The organism is Kiritimatiellaceae bacterium, from assembly GCA_013141415.1.
Classification (GTDB): domain Bacteria; phylum Verrucomicrobiota; class Kiritimatiellia; order Kiritimatiellales; family Tichowtungiaceae; genus Tichowtungia.
In genome coordinates this window covers 350,705-367,055 of record JABFQY010000005.1, presented here as the reverse complement: position 1 = coordinate 367,055, position 16,351 = coordinate 350,705, and the positions used below count along the sequence as shown (strand labels likewise).

The 16,351-nt window shown below is 55.3% G+C and carries 8 protein-coding genes; all 8 read right to left on the bottom strand.

Annotated features, from left to right (window positions below; translation table 11 throughout):
• Positions 1 to 99: 99 nt before the first annotated feature.
• Positions 100 to 1,119 (bottom strand): hypothetical protein, encoded by a 1,020-nt coding sequence (locus HOO88_08615; protein NOU36818.1) that lies wholly within the window; start codon positions 1,117 to 1,119, stop codon positions 100 to 102.
• Positions 1,120 to 1,444: 325 nt separating this feature from the next.
• Entirely contained in the window at positions 1,445 to 2,407 is a 963-nt protein-coding gene (locus HOO88_08610; GenBank protein ID NOU36817.1) for an HAD hydrolase-like protein, read from the bottom strand.
• 249 nt (positions 2,408 to 2,656) lie between these two features.
• Positions 2,657 to 4,519 carry a PEP-CTERM sorting domain-containing protein gene (locus HOO88_08605; GenBank protein ID NOU36816.1) on the bottom strand — a complete coding sequence of 621 codons (1,863 nt, stop codon included), beginning with the start codon at positions 4,517 to 4,519 and terminating at the stop codon, positions 2,657 to 2,659.
• A 209-nt stretch (positions 4,520 to 4,728) separates the two neighbouring features.
• On the bottom strand, positions 4,729 to 7,305 hold the full coding sequence (locus tag HOO88_08600; GenBank protein ID NOU36815.1) for a hypothetical protein: 2,577 nt from the start codon (positions 7,303 to 7,305) through the stop codon (positions 4,729 to 4,731).
• Positions 7,306 to 7,353: 48 nt separating this feature from the next.
• A complete protein-coding gene (locus tag HOO88_08595) occupies positions 7,354 to 8,826 on the bottom strand; it encodes a hypothetical protein (GenBank protein NOU36814.1) in 1,473 nt (490 codons plus the stop codon).
• A gap of 23 nt (positions 8,827 to 8,849) precedes the next feature.
• On the bottom strand, positions 8,850 to 10,058 hold the full coding sequence (locus HOO88_08590; protein ID NOU36813.1) for a prolyl oligopeptidase family serine peptidase: 1,209 nt from the start codon (positions 10,056 to 10,058) through the stop codon (positions 8,850 to 8,852).
• 13 nt (positions 10,059 to 10,071) lie between these two features.
• The gene (locus HOO88_08585; protein NOU36812.1) at positions 10,072 to 14,697 is read right to left on the bottom strand and encodes a hypothetical protein; all 4,626 of its coding nucleotides are present in this window, start codon (positions 14,695 to 14,697) and stop codon (positions 10,072 to 10,074) included.
• 22 nt (positions 14,698 to 14,719) lie between these two features.
• Positions 14,720 to 16,342 (bottom strand): sulfatase-like hydrolase/transferase, encoded by a 1,623-nt coding sequence (locus HOO88_08580; protein ID NOU36811.1) that lies wholly within the window; start codon positions 16,340 to 16,342, stop codon positions 14,720 to 14,722.
• Between the last annotated feature and the right edge of the window lie 9 nt (positions 16,343 to 16,351).

Genomic DNA, 16,351 nt, shown 5'->3' with positions numbered 1-16,351 from the left:
GCGAAGCGGGTGGTAAAAAATCTTTTTCGGATTCCGCTCAATACAAATCAGATTGATTCCGTATTACACCCTGCCGGTTACGGTCATCAGGCTATCCGACTACACTGAAGGTGTAACCACCAGCTGCACTTTACCATTCGCCTCATCTTGCACAATAGCGGCGGTTTTGGAACCGAACCCGATAATAGTGATATTATTGATATCCGCCACGCTCACCAGACCGGCTGAACTAAACAGCGTAAATGTTCCGCCGTTGCCGGTGTAGGCTGAACCGTCCACAACGATCTTGGCCTGTGACAGCTTCATCGAGTCGGTCACTTGGATAGGACTGATGCCGGTCGTATCGAAAACAAATTTAAACGTCCCTTTCGTGGCGACGTCCTGATCCAGCGCACCAAACGTAATGGCCGCATTGTGCCCGACCACTCTGAATTCCGCCGGCACTTTGCCGCCAACCCGCACCTGAGCGCCCAAATTAACTGTCCCGCCGCTCACTTCAAAAAGAGCGCCATTCAGATCGACCCGATCCGTCTCTAAAGTACCCTTTAGATTGATAGAACCGGCTGACAGTTTAATCGTACCGGCTCCACTGATTGTACGAACCGCTCCATTAAATGAATTGTTCAGCGTGCCGCCATTCACATTCATCAGCCCGGTGCTGTTTATGTTAAGCGACCCGTTCATATCCAATGCCCCGCCGGACAAATTGTAGGTTCCCGGATTCCCTGCCAAACGACCCACCCAGATTTTAGGAGAAGAAATAGTCCCCGCCGTTTGGTTCAAAATGCCGAGCCCTGTTGAATTCAAACCGACCTGAATTAACTCCGCCGTCAGCGTATTTTCACCGTCAACATCTACTATGGCACTACTGGCGCTATTTATAATTTGAAAAAGTGCAACACTTGAGTCGGTGTCCAATGTCACCTTCCTGTTAGAATTTACGACCACATTGTCTTCGGATCCCGGCAATACCGAGGAGGCAGCAAACTTGCCGGAACCATTATCCTTCCATTGAGACAGCGCAGACCAGTTACCATCTGCCGTACGGGTAAACAAAGGCGCCGCCCAGCCGGAAGCACCTAATGACAATAGAACCAATATACTGACTATTTTTTTCATCTGGTTTCCTTTCACTACGTTTGCCTGACCTTCGTCCGCATCGTCTGCGGCGCCGCTCTACATTCTCATTATTAATACTAATAAAAAAGCTTGCCGTCAACTTTAGTCAGAGAAAACCCCAGCCATTGTATTCCCCGGCCTGTACGGATATTCCAAGGTCTGGATGGATCCGCCCTTCTGGGGGTCATACAAAATGAGTATGAGGTTCGGTATTTATGGCAAGGCCGCCGGCCCGTGGTGAGCCTGTCGAACTAGACGGCGGCGGTACGTATCGCAACCGTCCCGGTTGCCTTGTTTATAAACCGAATATCATGCGGTTTTGGTATCACTTCAACTGTCGTAGCACCTGCTCAAAGTTTTCTTCATAGTGCGTACACAGTGATTTCGTTCCGCTCTCAATGATGTTCCCGCCGCCGATCCCGATGGGGGCGAATCCGGCCAGCAGGATGGAAACCACCCCCGCCCCGCTGTCTTCAATACCAACCACGCTGTGCCGCTCTTCGAACGGAATACCGAGGCCGACGCGGGCGGCTTCGGCATAAAGCCACGGATGCGGCTTAGGAGACAGCTCTCCCAGCGTTCCCGGTTCGCCGGGGCGGATGGCGTGTCCGGCGGTGATGACGGCATCGTAGAACTCATTCGGATCGCCCATTCCCAATGTTTGGAAAGCATCCAGAATTTCCGGCCAGGCTTTTTCGTAAAGCCCGGACGTAACGAGTCCGATTTTCACCTTCATCGCTTTGAGTTCGTACAGAAACTCCCTGATACCGGGTGCCGGAGTAAAGGCCCCTTTTTTACCGCGTCCGGCCAGAATTTCGTTCATCTCGAAATTTGTGTGCTTGAAATACCATGTACGCGCCGCTTCGACGGTTTTTTCGGGGCAGTATTTGCCGACACAGTACTGCAAATGCTCTGAAACGGAATGTCCGGAAACATGCGGCTCGTCACAGGCATCAAGTTTAAACTTCGGATCGCCCAGCAGGCTGGCGGTGGTCTTTTCGATAATCCAAATCCAGAAGTGCTCGCTGTGAACGGTCGTTCCGTCGAGATCCATCAGCACGGCCTTCAGCGGTTTTTCAATGCTGACCGGATGAAGCGGATAATAGGCCGGATAACCCATCGCCGACTTCACCAGCGCCAGCGTCTTGCCGTTTTCAAACGACACAAACTCCACCTTGCGGTCGGCAATGGTTTTCACCGAAATTACACCGTTCTCACCGCTCTTAAACGCCGCGTCCGCCGTCTGCGGCAACGCAGTCAATTCATCCGTTTCTAAAAAATTATTCATGTTTTAAAAGTTCTCCCCGCGCCGTTTGCCAACCATTCCAATCAATAATACCAAAACCGCATGATATTCGGCATAAAGAACGCCCGGTCGGGGACCGGGCCTACAGATTTTGTAGGCCGCCCACGAAACTTCGGGGCAGCGGGTCTGGTTAAATGCCAAATTTCATTCGCACTTGGTATAAAATCCGTTTCAGTTCATAAAAAAACCCGGCTTATCGAAGCCGGGTTTTTTATTTTCAAGCCGCATTGATTAGCGGGTACGCATGCGGCGCAGCATCAGCGTAATCAGAGCGCCCAGACCCAGCATTCCGATCGTCGCCGGTTCAGGAATAACCGTCACGATACCGCTAGTTACCAGCTGGCTGTAGTCAAGGTCTTGACCTTCACCCAGACCGACAACTGAGAACGTTGCACCGTTGGTCGTGACTGTTCCCCAGTTCTGCACAACATTAAAGGTTGTGCCGGTGGTAACCGTATTACCGGTGAAATCAAAGATGGTTGCTCCAGCCATCGTCAGCGTGTTGGTTGCGGAACCCTTCAATACATCGAAGCCCACAGTGAAAATTTCCATGATATTGGTCGAACCTGCGGACAACACCACGTCGCTGGCAAAGGTCATTGTGCCGGGGCTGTTACCGACAGCCAGAATGGCGCCGGCATTCAGCGTCACACTCTGCACGGTTCCGGAACCGCTCAGCGTGGCACCGTTCAACACATCGATCTGCCGACTGAGCAGGCTGCCGTCTACGATCAGCTTGCCGGCAGAAACGGTCGTCGTATTGGTGTAGGTCTTCGCACCGGTGAACGTCAGATCCCCTGTGCCCGATTTATTCACCAGACCGGAGCCGCTGATGTTCGCGGAGTGGGTGTAGGCGTCAGTGCGCTTAAAGTCCACCGTGCCGTTGTTGGCGATAGCTGTCGTGGACGATCCGCCTGCGGCATCATTGCCGAGCTGGAGCGTGCCGGACGAACCGACGGTTATGCTCTTCATGTTCGCGGCGGCAGCGAAAATCATTTTGCCCGTGTTGACGTTCAGGTCGTAATTCGCGTTATTCCCAGTAACGTTATTGCTGACCAGCATGGTTCCCAACCCCTGCTTGGTCATAATGCGCGTCTGAGTGCCATCTCCGGAAGTTGTCAGCGTTGCGACGGTCAGATCATTGTCCGCCGTGGCGCTGTCGCCGATGTCCATAATGTAATTGTGAATACCGGTTGATGCCACATTTACGCCGGGCTGAAGCGTGAGAGCCTTCATCGTGGCACCGTTGCCGGTACCATCAAACTGGAGCGTCTGCGTAGGATTGACTGTATTATCTGGGCGCAAAACCACGGCCAAATTTGAAAAATCTGCCGACCCCATCGTCAAAACCTTTCTCGTCGCCGCATCGACGACATTAAGATATAGAAGGTTCGTACCTGTAACAGAGGCGCCGGTGGCAAATTTTGCATATTTGCCGACCAAATACTTATCCAAACGCAACGTGCCGCCATTTTCTACATCAAGAAAGGTGCCTGCGGCCAGAGCCGTTCCGTTAAAAACACCGCCAGCGAGGGCAAACGTACCACCGTTCTTAACCGTGATGTTTGTGCTGGAGAGTCCGGTACCGGTAGCTAATTGCAGTGAAAGCTGTAGTGTGCCGTTGCTGATCACGGTGTTGCCGGTATAGACGGCATTGGTAGCCAGTATCAACGTGCCCACGCCGTCTTTGGTCAATCCAGCCGTTCCGCCAACCTTGGCGTTGATCGTTGCGCTCTTGCCCGCGCCCAGTGCATTCACCGTGATCGAAGGTGTCGTTCCGGAAAAAGTCAGGGTGTTTGTATTACTGATAATCCAGCTACCCGCTGTACTTGTGTCGGTGTCACCGAAAACAAGGTCTTCAATGCCGCGCGCTGCTTCGAGGTTAACCGTCGTATCGCCTGTGATGTTCAGCGTATTGAAGTCCGCCGTCATCCCGGCACCGCCGGCAGCCACAACGCCGCCCAGCCAGTTCCCTGGCGTGCCATAGTTCAACCCGCTGGTAAGGTTCGTCCACGTCCCGCTGGCCGCCTGCGCCACACCGCTCAACGCGATCAGCGCGAGCATGGCTATTAATCTTTTACTTATACTTCTCATGACTCATTCTCCTATTTTTGATTTCCGTTTTCTTCTGCTCCTGTTTCACCAAAAATCCGGCCCAAAATCCTTGCCCGATAATTATTAATACTAATATTCGATTTTCCGGTCAACTGGTTTTTTAAAAATGTTTCTTTGGCGGACTACGTTCTCCCTGTCTATTGTGATGTAATCTATTGTCTGTAATGTGGTTCCAACGATTAAACCATCTACGGGCCGAAAACTGCCGGACGGTAAAATCGGATTTGCTTATTCGTCGCCGAGCTGTCCACCCAGCGGTTGGTTCCGTTTACGGGGTTTCTGGGAATGCTGTTGCTGGCAGCCAAGGTCCAGCCTCCGGACAAGTTGGTGCTGACATACATGCTCCACGGGGCCGCAGACCCGCCAGCCGTTCCATACCACGACACAACTGCCGCACCGTTGGAAAAGCTGATGCCCGTCATGCGGAAAAGAGATGCTGCGTTGGTGGGGTCGGTTCCCGCCAGATATTCCTGCCAGGTTTTAAAGCCGTCGCCGTCCGGATCTTCCGCGTCCGCCACCTCAGCCCCGTCGGTGATGAGCTGATGGGTGTTCAACCATGAGAGAGCGGTGCCGTGGACGGTCGAGAACGGCCCCGGATTTGAAGGGCGGGTCGCGGTAAGCGCGGTTTCTTTGCGGAGCATGCGACCGGTCTCAAAAGCGAGCCGCAGATACCAGTCGCTGGGCAGCGAATATCCGTCGGCATCCAGCGTCAGCCAATAGCCTTGATCGGGAGTCTGGGCCGCCGTCGGCGCTGTTTTATAAATTGCCGTGGCTTCATCCACCTCATCGAACATCGCGATATAAATCATATTCGTCGCGCCAGCCGAAATGGCATTGTGAGCCTGCCGCCAATAGAAGTTCCCACCGTCGCGTTTAATCTCATTTTTTGGACCGGCGTTTAAGTTGTACCACGAGAACCCGGGCCAGATAACCGGACAATAGCCGATTCCAGCGGACTGAGTGTCCGCTATGTCCGGAACAATTCTGCTCGTTTTCCAAGTGTCCGCTCCGGAATTGCTGTTGTAGCGCCCGACGGTCCACGGACTCACCACATCAAAGGCGTGGTAAACGCCGGTCCACCCGGAGGCGGTGAACGAGTCGCCGTCTCTTGTCCTCCACTGTCCCGGAACTCCGCCGAACACCGTGGCACGGTATTGTGCCGGCGCGCCGGTTTTAAACCAGTTGATCGACGCAAGGGCGACCGCCGGATCGTCCGGCCCGTGCGGATCGGTCTTGAAGCCGAAACCCCAGATCCCCACCACCGGCTTGCCGTTGTGTTTCAGATAGCGGTCGCTGCCGACAATTCCGGAGTCCACCAGCATCGTCCAGTCGTTGGTTATAACGCTCCACCAGCTGCTGGTCGCCGCCATAGCCGACACGTCGTACATCACCGCAAACACCCGGCCATACTCTTCGCAGCCGGTCTGGAAGTTCTTCAGGGCGTTCAGCATATGGTTTTTATACGATGTGTCTGCTCCGGCCTGCGTAACGACGAAGCGCTGAACGAACGCCCCGTCAATGCCGTATTCCTGCATCCAGCGCACATGGCGCCGGACGGTTTTATACCGTGTGCCGGAATAGAGCATAGCGGGCTGACCTCCTTTAGTCATCGTCGTGGCGAACAGCTCATCGTCCGCGTATTCAGAAAGATCCGGATACATTTCAATCGTCAGATTGGTGCCGGCCGGCATTGCATGATTTCTGGCCCAGTGAATCCAGCGGGTATTACTTCCGTAATCGCCTGCCGCTGTAAACCAGGCCTGATATCCGCATAGAACCTTTCCATTCAGCGTGGTTGCGTCCACCGGCGGAAGCTGCACGGTGGTGGGATTAAAAACCGTAATCTTGGTCCAGTCTTTCCCTGCCACATTGACGTTTTCGTAAACAAAGAAAGACGAGTCTAAGACATTGGTTCCGTCAATCTGGATGCGCCCGGACGCCGCCGCCGCCGTGATGGCACTGCGCTGATTCTGTCCGCCCAGATACAAGGCGGAATTTGTCCCCTGAAAATTCATTTTTGAAGAGGAGAGCGCCGAAAAACTGTCTGCAAATACGCGGCCGGTTCCGCCCAGATTAAAAACCGCGCTGGCGGTCGCTGTACCCAGCTGGAATTGTTTTTCCGTTACGATTTCACCTCCGGTCATATCAAACGTGGCGACACTCACGATGAACAGGTTCGTCGCCGGGGTTCCGTTTATGATGATCGCTCCCGACGACATTCGGAAGATTCCGGTGCCGCCGATGGTGCGATTCGCCCCGCTATAGGAATTGCTCAGCACACCTCCATTCAAATCAAACAAGCCGGTGCTGTTGATGGTAAGCGTCCCGTTCATGTTGAACGTTCCGCCGGTCAGATTATAGGTTCCGGGTGCGCCGGTCGCGCGCCCTACCGTGGTGGTGGCCGCAAAAACAGTTCCCGCCGTCTGGTTCAAAGTTCCGGTACCGGTTGAATTAGCGCCGACCTGAAGCGAGGACACCGTTAGCATATTTGTACTGCTGACGTTTAACATCCCGCTGTTGGCGTTATTCACAATTTGACACAGAGAAACGGTCGCATCCGTGTTCAGCGCCACTATCATACTGTTATTAATGACGGCTGTGTCAGATGATCCCGGCAAAACCGTAGAGGTAATATAAGAGCCAGTGGCATTATCCTGCCATTGCGTTAAAGTGGACCAGTTGCCGGACGCTTTGCGGGCATACACTGCCCCCCAGCTGGACAGGCTCAACCCCGTCACTAATAATATACTGATTACCTTTTTCATTTTTTTCCTTTCCAGTCCTTGGACGGCCAAAGATCGGCTGCGATGTCTCTACTTGCCCACACTGATTTTAAACGGAAACGCCGGAAGACCTTCCCGGTTACCCAGCGAAAGGTCGGGGCCCATACTCCATGCATAGCGCACGGCCACCGGCGCAGTAACTTCAGTGCTGGATACAATCACCTTGTCGTCCGCAATGACAGCCGCCGCCGGCTTAAATACCTGATCTGCCCCGCAGACTTCAAAGCCCGGCAGCCCCGCGCCCAGCGCCGTCAGTCCGCCACCGATGTGATCAAATGAAATCTCCATCTGCGATCCGCTCAGCTTGCATGAACGGACTCGCGGGCCGGAATAAACAATCTTTTCCCCATACGTTTTAGCCCGTGCCAGCAGCGCCAGCCGCTCGCCGATCGGTCGCTTATCCCGCGGATGCACCGCACCCATCGGATCCACGGCTCTATTATCGTCAAGAGCCCCTGTATCAATCGCTACCACGATATCGGCATTGGAAATCATCTGACTGGATTTCATCTGCGCCTCGCGCATGACTGGCCAGTTCCCGTTTTTATACTTCGGCAGCTGCACGATATAAAACGGGAAGTCCCCTTCGCGCCATTGGGCCCGCAAATCGCGCACCATATTTTCTAGCAGCGCCGGATAGAGCTGCGGTTGACTCGAATTATGCTCTCCCTGATACCAGAGCATTCCTTTGATCCCGTACGGAATCACTTTGGCGGTCATGCTTTCAAACAGAATTCCCGGAATGTTCCGCTCCGTGCGCTGGCCATCACCCGCACTGAGGGTCTGCTTAGCGTTGCGGGCTTCAGCGGCATAAGCGAATGCCGGGCTGTTCGTCAATAAACCGGGATTCATCCATGACTCGATTTTTGTGCCGCCCCACTGACACTCGATCATGCCGACCGGAACATCGAGTGCCGCAGACAGGTTGTCGGCAAAGTAATAGCACACGGCGGACATCTTTCCGGCATTTTCGTCCGTCACCACGCTCCACGAACCGATATCTTCCTGTCCGGGATCCGTCATCAGGTTCACCGCAAACCGCCGTATCAGGCGGCGACCGGCCGTCGGGAAAACCGTATTCGCCGAAGGCAGACGCTCCGCATACCAGAGCTGAAGTCCCATATTCGACTGACCGCTGGCGTACCACACCTCCCCGACAACGACGTTGGTGAAACTAATCTGAGATCCGGCACACGTGACCGAAATATCCTTTGCAATGCGGTCAGCCGAAAGATCGTCGAGGTAAACCATCCACCGTCCGGCGCAGGCTGTGGCCGACTTCGTCTGCCCGGCAAAACACACGGTAACCGTTTCCCCGTCCGGAGCCGTTCCGAATACCGGAACTTTCTGCCCCCGTTGAAGAACCATGCCGTCGCCAAATATCCGCGACACCTTGAAAGCAACCGGAGCAACTGCGGAAGGCGAAGCCGAATCCGCAAACACAAGACCGGCCGCTAAAAACACACCGGACAGCACATGGCGCCACACTGATTTTTTATTCATCTTCGACATCCCTCTCCTTAAATCTATTTGGTTGTCTGATAATCGGAACTCACCGTGAGTTTACCATTATGCACGTTGACAAACCATGCGGTGGTTCCGGCAGGATTGGTTGCGGTAACAGACCAGACGCTGCCGTTCTGTTCAATCATGGCAGGCGACTCAACCCATTTCCGGGAACCTGTAAAACCGGTATTCGTCGTTGAAACCAGCACCGGACGATCCAGCGTACGGGCGGAATAAAACTCAACGCGAACAACCCCCTGAGAAATCTGCGAGCTGATCTGGCGGCACCACGGCTGGCCGTCCCGAACGATGCTTTCAGCGAAGGCATAACTGTCTGGCGGATTCCAGGCCGACGGATGCGAATGGTTCATCCCGGGAATGAGAGACACCATGTGCGGGCCGGAAGCCGCCTGATACGTTGCGGCCTGACAATCGAGCGGAAAATGTTTATCGGTCGGCCACGAGAGCCAAAGCGCCGGCATTTTCGCCCGCGACATGCGCACCATTGGATCCCAAACCTGCTTGTAGAGATGGTTGTTGCCCAACGCCCGTCCGTATTGGTTATCCGAATCGAACAGATGTCCGCAGCCATACGTCGGAATGGCGAAGGCAAAGCGGTCGTCTATGCCCATAGCGGTACTGGTGATGACACCGCCCCAGGAAACGCCCATCACACCGACTTTATCCGCATCCACTTCCGGCAGGGAGCGCAGCAGTGAGTTGGCCAGCACGGTATCCGCGACGGCATGATACATCCACTGTTCGGCCAACGGTTCAGATGAGTCTGCATAGATGCCGATGCGCTTCGGGCCGGGCCATGCGGTTTGCTGCCAGTTGTTCGGCGCGCTGACCAGCACATCGGTCTGACCTTCGACCGCAATGCTGATGGCGGCAAAACCGCGGGCCGTCCAGTTCGTCACCCAGGCCTTGTAAGCCGTTCCGCCGCCGCCATGCACCAGCACAATGCCGGGCACTTTGCCGGAGCGGTTTTCCGGAAGACCCAACCAGGCAAATACTTTGGTCGGCGAACCTTTCCAATCCAGCGCATCATAATAAATCGCCTTCAAATCAGCCGTTGATGCAAAGCCATCGGCCATGTGCATTGCGGGCGCGTTGGTGAGTTTACCCAGCGTAAGAACCTGTTCGCGCTGTGCGGAAAATTCATCTGCCTGCAAGCGGGCCAGCGGCATCAGCAAAAGTGCGGCGAACGTGATCCTGTTTATATGCATCGTTGGAGACCTTTCATTGGAGATGAATCTGAAGTTTATAGAAAGCTGCGTTCGTAGCGGCCGCATTGGTGTGCGTGACCGCCTGGTTTCCTCCGGCGATACCGGTGTAACCGGACACTCCCGACCACTGGCCGGCGGCAAGGTTGAGTGAGTTGAGCAAATCGAACCAGCGGGTCAGCCCCGCGTAGCCGTTGCCGGTCGCGGCATGGGCGGTAAAGTTTACGAGAATTTTTGCCGAAGCATTTGTGATGGTGAGTCCGCTCAGATCGGATCCCGAAAAGTCGAACACGTTGGGATCGGTTCCGGCGATGAATTCTTCCAGATTGTTCCGCCCGTCGCCGTCCGGATCGGCTGCGGCCGTGCGATCAACGACGGGAATGCCGGAGAACAAGTTAATCCAAAGCTCGAAGGGTCCGGTGGTGACATCACTCAGACTCCGGAAACGGAAGGTGCGTGTCACGGCGTTCGTCCGAAGATCGGAAATATCCTGATAATCGGCGCTGCCCAGCGGAAGGTTGTAGGTGATCTCCCAGCTGAGGTTCGTGCTGTTATAGTCGGTCTGCCAGAAGTCATTGCCGTGAACCGCCTGATCCACCACCGCCCAATCCGTGCCGATCCGCTCTTCGAGCATCGGATTTTGATACGCAGACAATCCGGAAAACGTCACCGGCACATACCCGATCCCACCGGTCACCGAAAATTGCGCGTAGTCGTTGGTCACTCCGATTGCCAGCGGGTAGGTCTGTGTCAGCGTGCCCGCCTGAACCGTCACCGCCAAATTGTTGCCGATCGCTTCGCGCGCAACCAGGCTATGCGTGTTGTCATAACTCGCCATGGCTGCGACCAGATTGGCGTCGCTTCCGTAGTAATCACCCGCATTTTTTGGCAGGTAAACTCGCTCGATCTCGGCCTCCACATAGTCACCGGCAAGCAGGTTGGAAACGCCAGCGGGCGGAACGAGGTTAACGCAATTTCCGCTGGAGACAAAATACGGCTTCACATTGTCCTGACCGTTGATTCTGGCTTTCCATGAACGAATGATGAATCCCCGGTTGGCGGCGCGATAATAATTTGTGACGCCGTCGTCAACTTTCTGGGCCGTGAAGCCGTCGATGGTTGAAAACCAAGGCGTTGAATTGGTCAACTGAATGGGTATGGTCTGGTTGATATTGGTCCATTGGAGAACAGGCGCGATCTGGTTCCCGTAGCCGTAAGCCATGTTGGTACCGGAATTGAAATTGTAGCTGTCGGCTCCCATCTGAAAAAATACCATGCGCTTAAAGCCCGTATTGGCCGTGACATCATACCGGATGCGATGAAGCCCTCGCGTATAGTCGCTTGATCGGTAGAGACCGGCGCTATAAGTGAACTCGATGCTGGAGTCGGCGGTTTTTCCGGCGAAGATAACGTCGGTCAGGTTCGGGCCGTAATGCTTATACTGGGTGCGAATGCGGCTGTGATATTGCCGGACACCGGCGCTATTGGTGTAATTTAAAAAGTCACATCCGCCGAAGTTTCCACCCGTCCACCGGTTCGTCTCCCCGTTTATGCCGAGAAGGTGCAGAGGACGCGAATCCGTGCCAATCGAATTTCTATTCGGGTCATAGCAAAGGCTTTCGTTCCAGCATCCGATAGCAGCTTCATCCCATTGCTGGTTGTTGCCTGCATAGCCCACAAGACAAAGCTGCGCGTGGCTGGCCGCCGGAATGCCGCCATAGTTCTGTGTCACCACATCGGCCTCGAAACTGAGCGCCGTGTTCGCAGGCACAGTAAGCATGGTCAGCCCGTGAAACCAAGGGCCGATCCAGCGGTCTTCTGTCGCATGATGCCAGTTTTTTGAGAGCTGAACAGGAATCCCAACAGGGTTCCCATTCAAATCCCGGAGGATTACCACGGTGCCGACCGCCCCCGGCCACAGCCCGTTTGTCTTGGCAAAATCCAGCCGTACCACCTGGTCGCTGGAGGTCGCATTGGTCAGAGTAATCACCGTGCGCTCAAACCGGTTATCATCCCACCCTGTGTAGTTTTTTATATTGATAACATAACAGCCGCGATCCGCATCATACCCAGCCAGATTGGGTTCCATCACGGGAGCGATCTGATCAGCGGTCAACCCCAGTGGAATATTTTCCAAGGCATCCGTCTCTGCGATGGCTTCGGCCACATTGGTTACGGGATAAATGATCAACCCGACAGAACGTTCTTCACCTGCGTTCCAGATGCCGCCATCGGTATGAACGGTTATGACGGCATTGGTGGGATTCACGGCGATTGAGCTGCTCCCGGCACTTTTGAAAACGATATACCCGCTGCCGTTGGCGGCCATTAAACCCTGCGCTGATCCGCTCGTGACCCGGTTACTGTAAAGAGCACTCAAATTAAGCCGGTAATCGAGACCGCCGGAACTGATGGAATTCGTCGGCACGACACGGTAAACCATCGAGACGCGATCAGGCCATGCGCAGATATCCACCCCGCTTTGGTTCGTGTTGAGACCGGTCGGCCCGGCCGTCGTTTTTATTTTATCCCAGCGGTGCTGGAAGAACTTGCCCGCCTCGATGAATTGCGCGTTATTGACAGCGTTCGTCGAGCAGGCGGCCAGCGTGTTGGTAACACCTGAAGAAATCAGCGTACAGGAACTGCCGGAAACAGGAACGGATGCTGGAAAACTCTGAAGCTCGCTTTCAACCAAAGCGGCAGATTCAGGAACAGAGACCAGAAGAGGGAAAATGGTGGTGAGGTTCAGGTCGCGATACGCGAAAGACATGGCATAGCGACTCGTTTTGATCCGCCACACGTTGGACGATACGCGAACATCATTGATCCACCACGTAAACCCGTAATCTTTGGCGTTGGCAAAGGCCCGTGCAGGCAGCGTGTGGTTGAGTGGCGCGTCCATCACCAGATACAGCGTGCTGCCCGATACCGTCAAATGCGCGGCGGCGATGATGCCGTCCTTAATCAACGTCACGGTTGCAGGGGCCGCAACGTTTCCGCTGCCCCATGTCATCAGCGGGTATCGTGTACCTACGGGGCCGACGGAGCCGCCCAGCTCAACCGTTACAGTCGGCGGCGTGGTAAAGGTGGCGGCGCCAGTAACCTTCAACGGCGCTACGGTGCCGTCGGGAACCTGCGTGCCGAAGTCGAAATTTAAACTGGAGCTGCCGCCAGCATTGGTGACGGTCAGGCCCGCACACGTCCACGGCTTCGCGGTGTCCGTGACCACAATGTTTAGTGTGGCCGAATTGCCGGACGTGGCCGCCACAAAAACAGCGCCGCTGGAGCTTCCGCCGCCGGTCACGCCCGTCAGCGTGCCGTTATTGATTATCGTCGCACCGGTGAACGTATTTGTACCGGTCAACGTCAGCATGCCGGCACCCGACTTGATCACCGCCCCGCTTCCGCTGATAACACCGGCGACAGTGAAACTATCCGTATTGTCAAACTGGAGCGTACCGGAGGCGCCTACGGCCATACTCTTAAAGTTCGCGGTGCCGCCGAAGATCATCGTCCCTTCGTTGACGTTCAGATTGAAATTTCCGGGGCTGGAACCCACGTCATTACTGACCCGCAGGGTGCCCGCCCCTTGCTTGGTTATGATGCGCGTCTCGCCGTTCGTATTGTTGCCCGCCGTATTCAGCGTTGTGACCGCCAAATCATTGACGGCGGCGGCACTGTCGGCGATGTCCATGATGTAATTGTGGATGCCGGTCGATGCCGTGTTTACGCCGGCTTGCAAATAAAGCGTATTGATCGAGGCCCCGGCGCCGGTGCCGTCAAACCTGAGCGTCTGCGTTGGGTCAGCCGCCCCGCCATCCGGACGCAGAATCACACCTGCGCCGGGGAAATCCACCGACCCGATGGTCAGGAGATTACTCACCGTAGAGTTGGTGGCGTTAAAATACATAAGGTTCGCGCCCGAAACCAAAGCCCCCGTGTCGAACTGCGCATACTTGGCAATTAAAATCTTGTCCAGTTGAAGCGTTCCGCCGTTTTGCACGTTGAGCTGACAGTTATCGGCCATCGTAGCGCCGAGCATATTCCCGCCGGTGATCGCCAGCGTGCCGCCGCTCTCGACCGTGATATTTGTACTGGCAAGCACCGTTGGAAAGTTGCTGCTTCCCGAAGAGAGATTCAGCACACCGTTGCCGATCACTATGTTCCCCGTGCAGGTGCTGTTGGTGGTCAGGATCAGTGTGCCGGAACCGTCTTTGACAAACCCTGCCGAACCGGCAAGCTTCGCGCTGATCGTTGCGCTCTTGCCCGCACCCAATGCATTCACGGTAATCGCGGGGGTGCCTCCGGCGAGGGTTAGAATATTTGCCGCCGTGCCGTTGTTGTCCAGAATCCAGCTGCCAGCTGTCCCCGTGGCCGTGTCGCCAAAAATCAACTTGCCGATCGTGCGGGCGCTATCCAGATAAATGGTATGGGTTGCGGTAATGTCAATCGTACTGAAATCGGCCGTGAACGCGGAGCCGTCGGCAACCACACCGCCGCTCCAGTTGTTACTCGCGCTCCACAAACCGCCGCTGACCGTATTCATCCACGTGCCGTCGGCCGCCCCGGCCCGCTCCGTCATGAGCAAGAACGCCGCAACGGTCAGCGTGATTACAGCGGTTTTTTTGACGTGGATTTTCATCGCATGAGCGTTTCCTCAGCAATTACTTCGCGCCCGGCGTAACGAACTCTTTGCGCGTCAGTTTGCTGTCACCATCCTTATCAAAGTTTTTGAAGCGGGCCTCAAGATTAGCCTCCCCTTTCAGTCCGGATACGTACTCGTCGAGGGTCAGATCCTGACTCTTATCCTTGTCCATCCTCTCGAAGGCTTTGGTACGATCGGTCTGTTTAGCGGCAGCCGGGCTTCCCGCTGCAGGGGCTTTCTGCTCAACGTTAACCGGCTCGGCCGCTTTACTGATGCACTCATGATCCGGTGCCGCCGGCAAAGTGGCTTTCCAGTCGAGCGCCAGTCTGCTCAGACGGCTGACGATTTCAGGGTGCTCTTTCGATACATCGTTCGACTCGGCGCGGTCATTGATGAGCTGATGTAATTCGACACGACTGCCATCATAGGTCATCACGAGCTTCCAGTCGCCGTCGCGCACCGCCAGACGCGGCCACCAGTCCGGTTCGCCAGCATGACCTTTCCATTCCCAGAAGACGGGCTTGTTGCGCACCGGTGTATGACCCGTCAGGGCCGGCAAAATATTCTCGCCGTCCGGAGTGTACCCGGCAGGCAGACTGACTCCCGCAATGGCACAGAATGTCGGTAATAGATCAACCGCGGTGACCACGGTTTTGTCATTAACCACTCCAGCCGGGACTTTACCGGGCCAGCGCACAATGAACGGCACGCGAACGCCACCCTCGAACAAACTGCGTTTATGTCCGCGCAGACCTCCGGTCTGGCCAACGCTGTAGTATGTGCCGTATCCGCTGCCCAGTTTTTTCTGACTCTCTGATTCCCCCTGAGACTCCGGCCCGTTGTCGCTGGAAAAGATAACGAGTGTGTTTTGTTCTACACCGGCGGCCTTGATCGCAGCCAGCACGGCACCAACCGCCTTGTCGCCATCGGCAATCACGGCGGCGTACACCTGCTGCCGGTTGTCCAGATGGCTGTATTCGGCCATCGATTCTGCCGTCGGCGTGTGCGGTGTATGGCTTTCATGAATCCAGACATTCACAAAAAACGGCCGGTCTTTATTAGCCAGAATAAACTTTGCCGTATTGTCTGCCGTAGCGTGTTCGTTCCCGCGAATCGCCGCAGGCCAGCCGGCACCGCCATTGAAAACAATCGATTCATCATACCCGTAGGCATCAGGCGTCGGGGCCCCCGCAGTCCCTCCGCCGGTCAAATGCCATTTGCCGAAGTGCGCCGTGCTGTATCCGGCCTGTTTGAGCAGTTTCGGAATTGTAACCGCCTGCGGATCCAGCCAGTCCGGCATACCGTTTGTGCGATTCAGCTCCGGAGAGGCAAAATGCTGGTGAATGCTGTACCGTGCCGGATAGTGTCCCGTCATCACCGCCGCCCGGCTCGGGGAACAAACCGGACTGAGCACATTGAACTGGGTGAAGTCGGTTCCTTCGGCGCGCAACCGGTCAAGGTTCGGGGTCTTCACGTAGGGATGCCCGTGGCTGGACAGATCGCCCCACCCCCAGTCATCGGCATAAATAAATACAATATTCGGCTTAGCCGATGGCGCGGTCAGGCCGGTCTGCGGATTCAGCAATGCCAGTCCTACGGAGCCCATCGCCGCCGGTGTGAGTAGATTATTTCGTTTCATCATTTTCTCCGC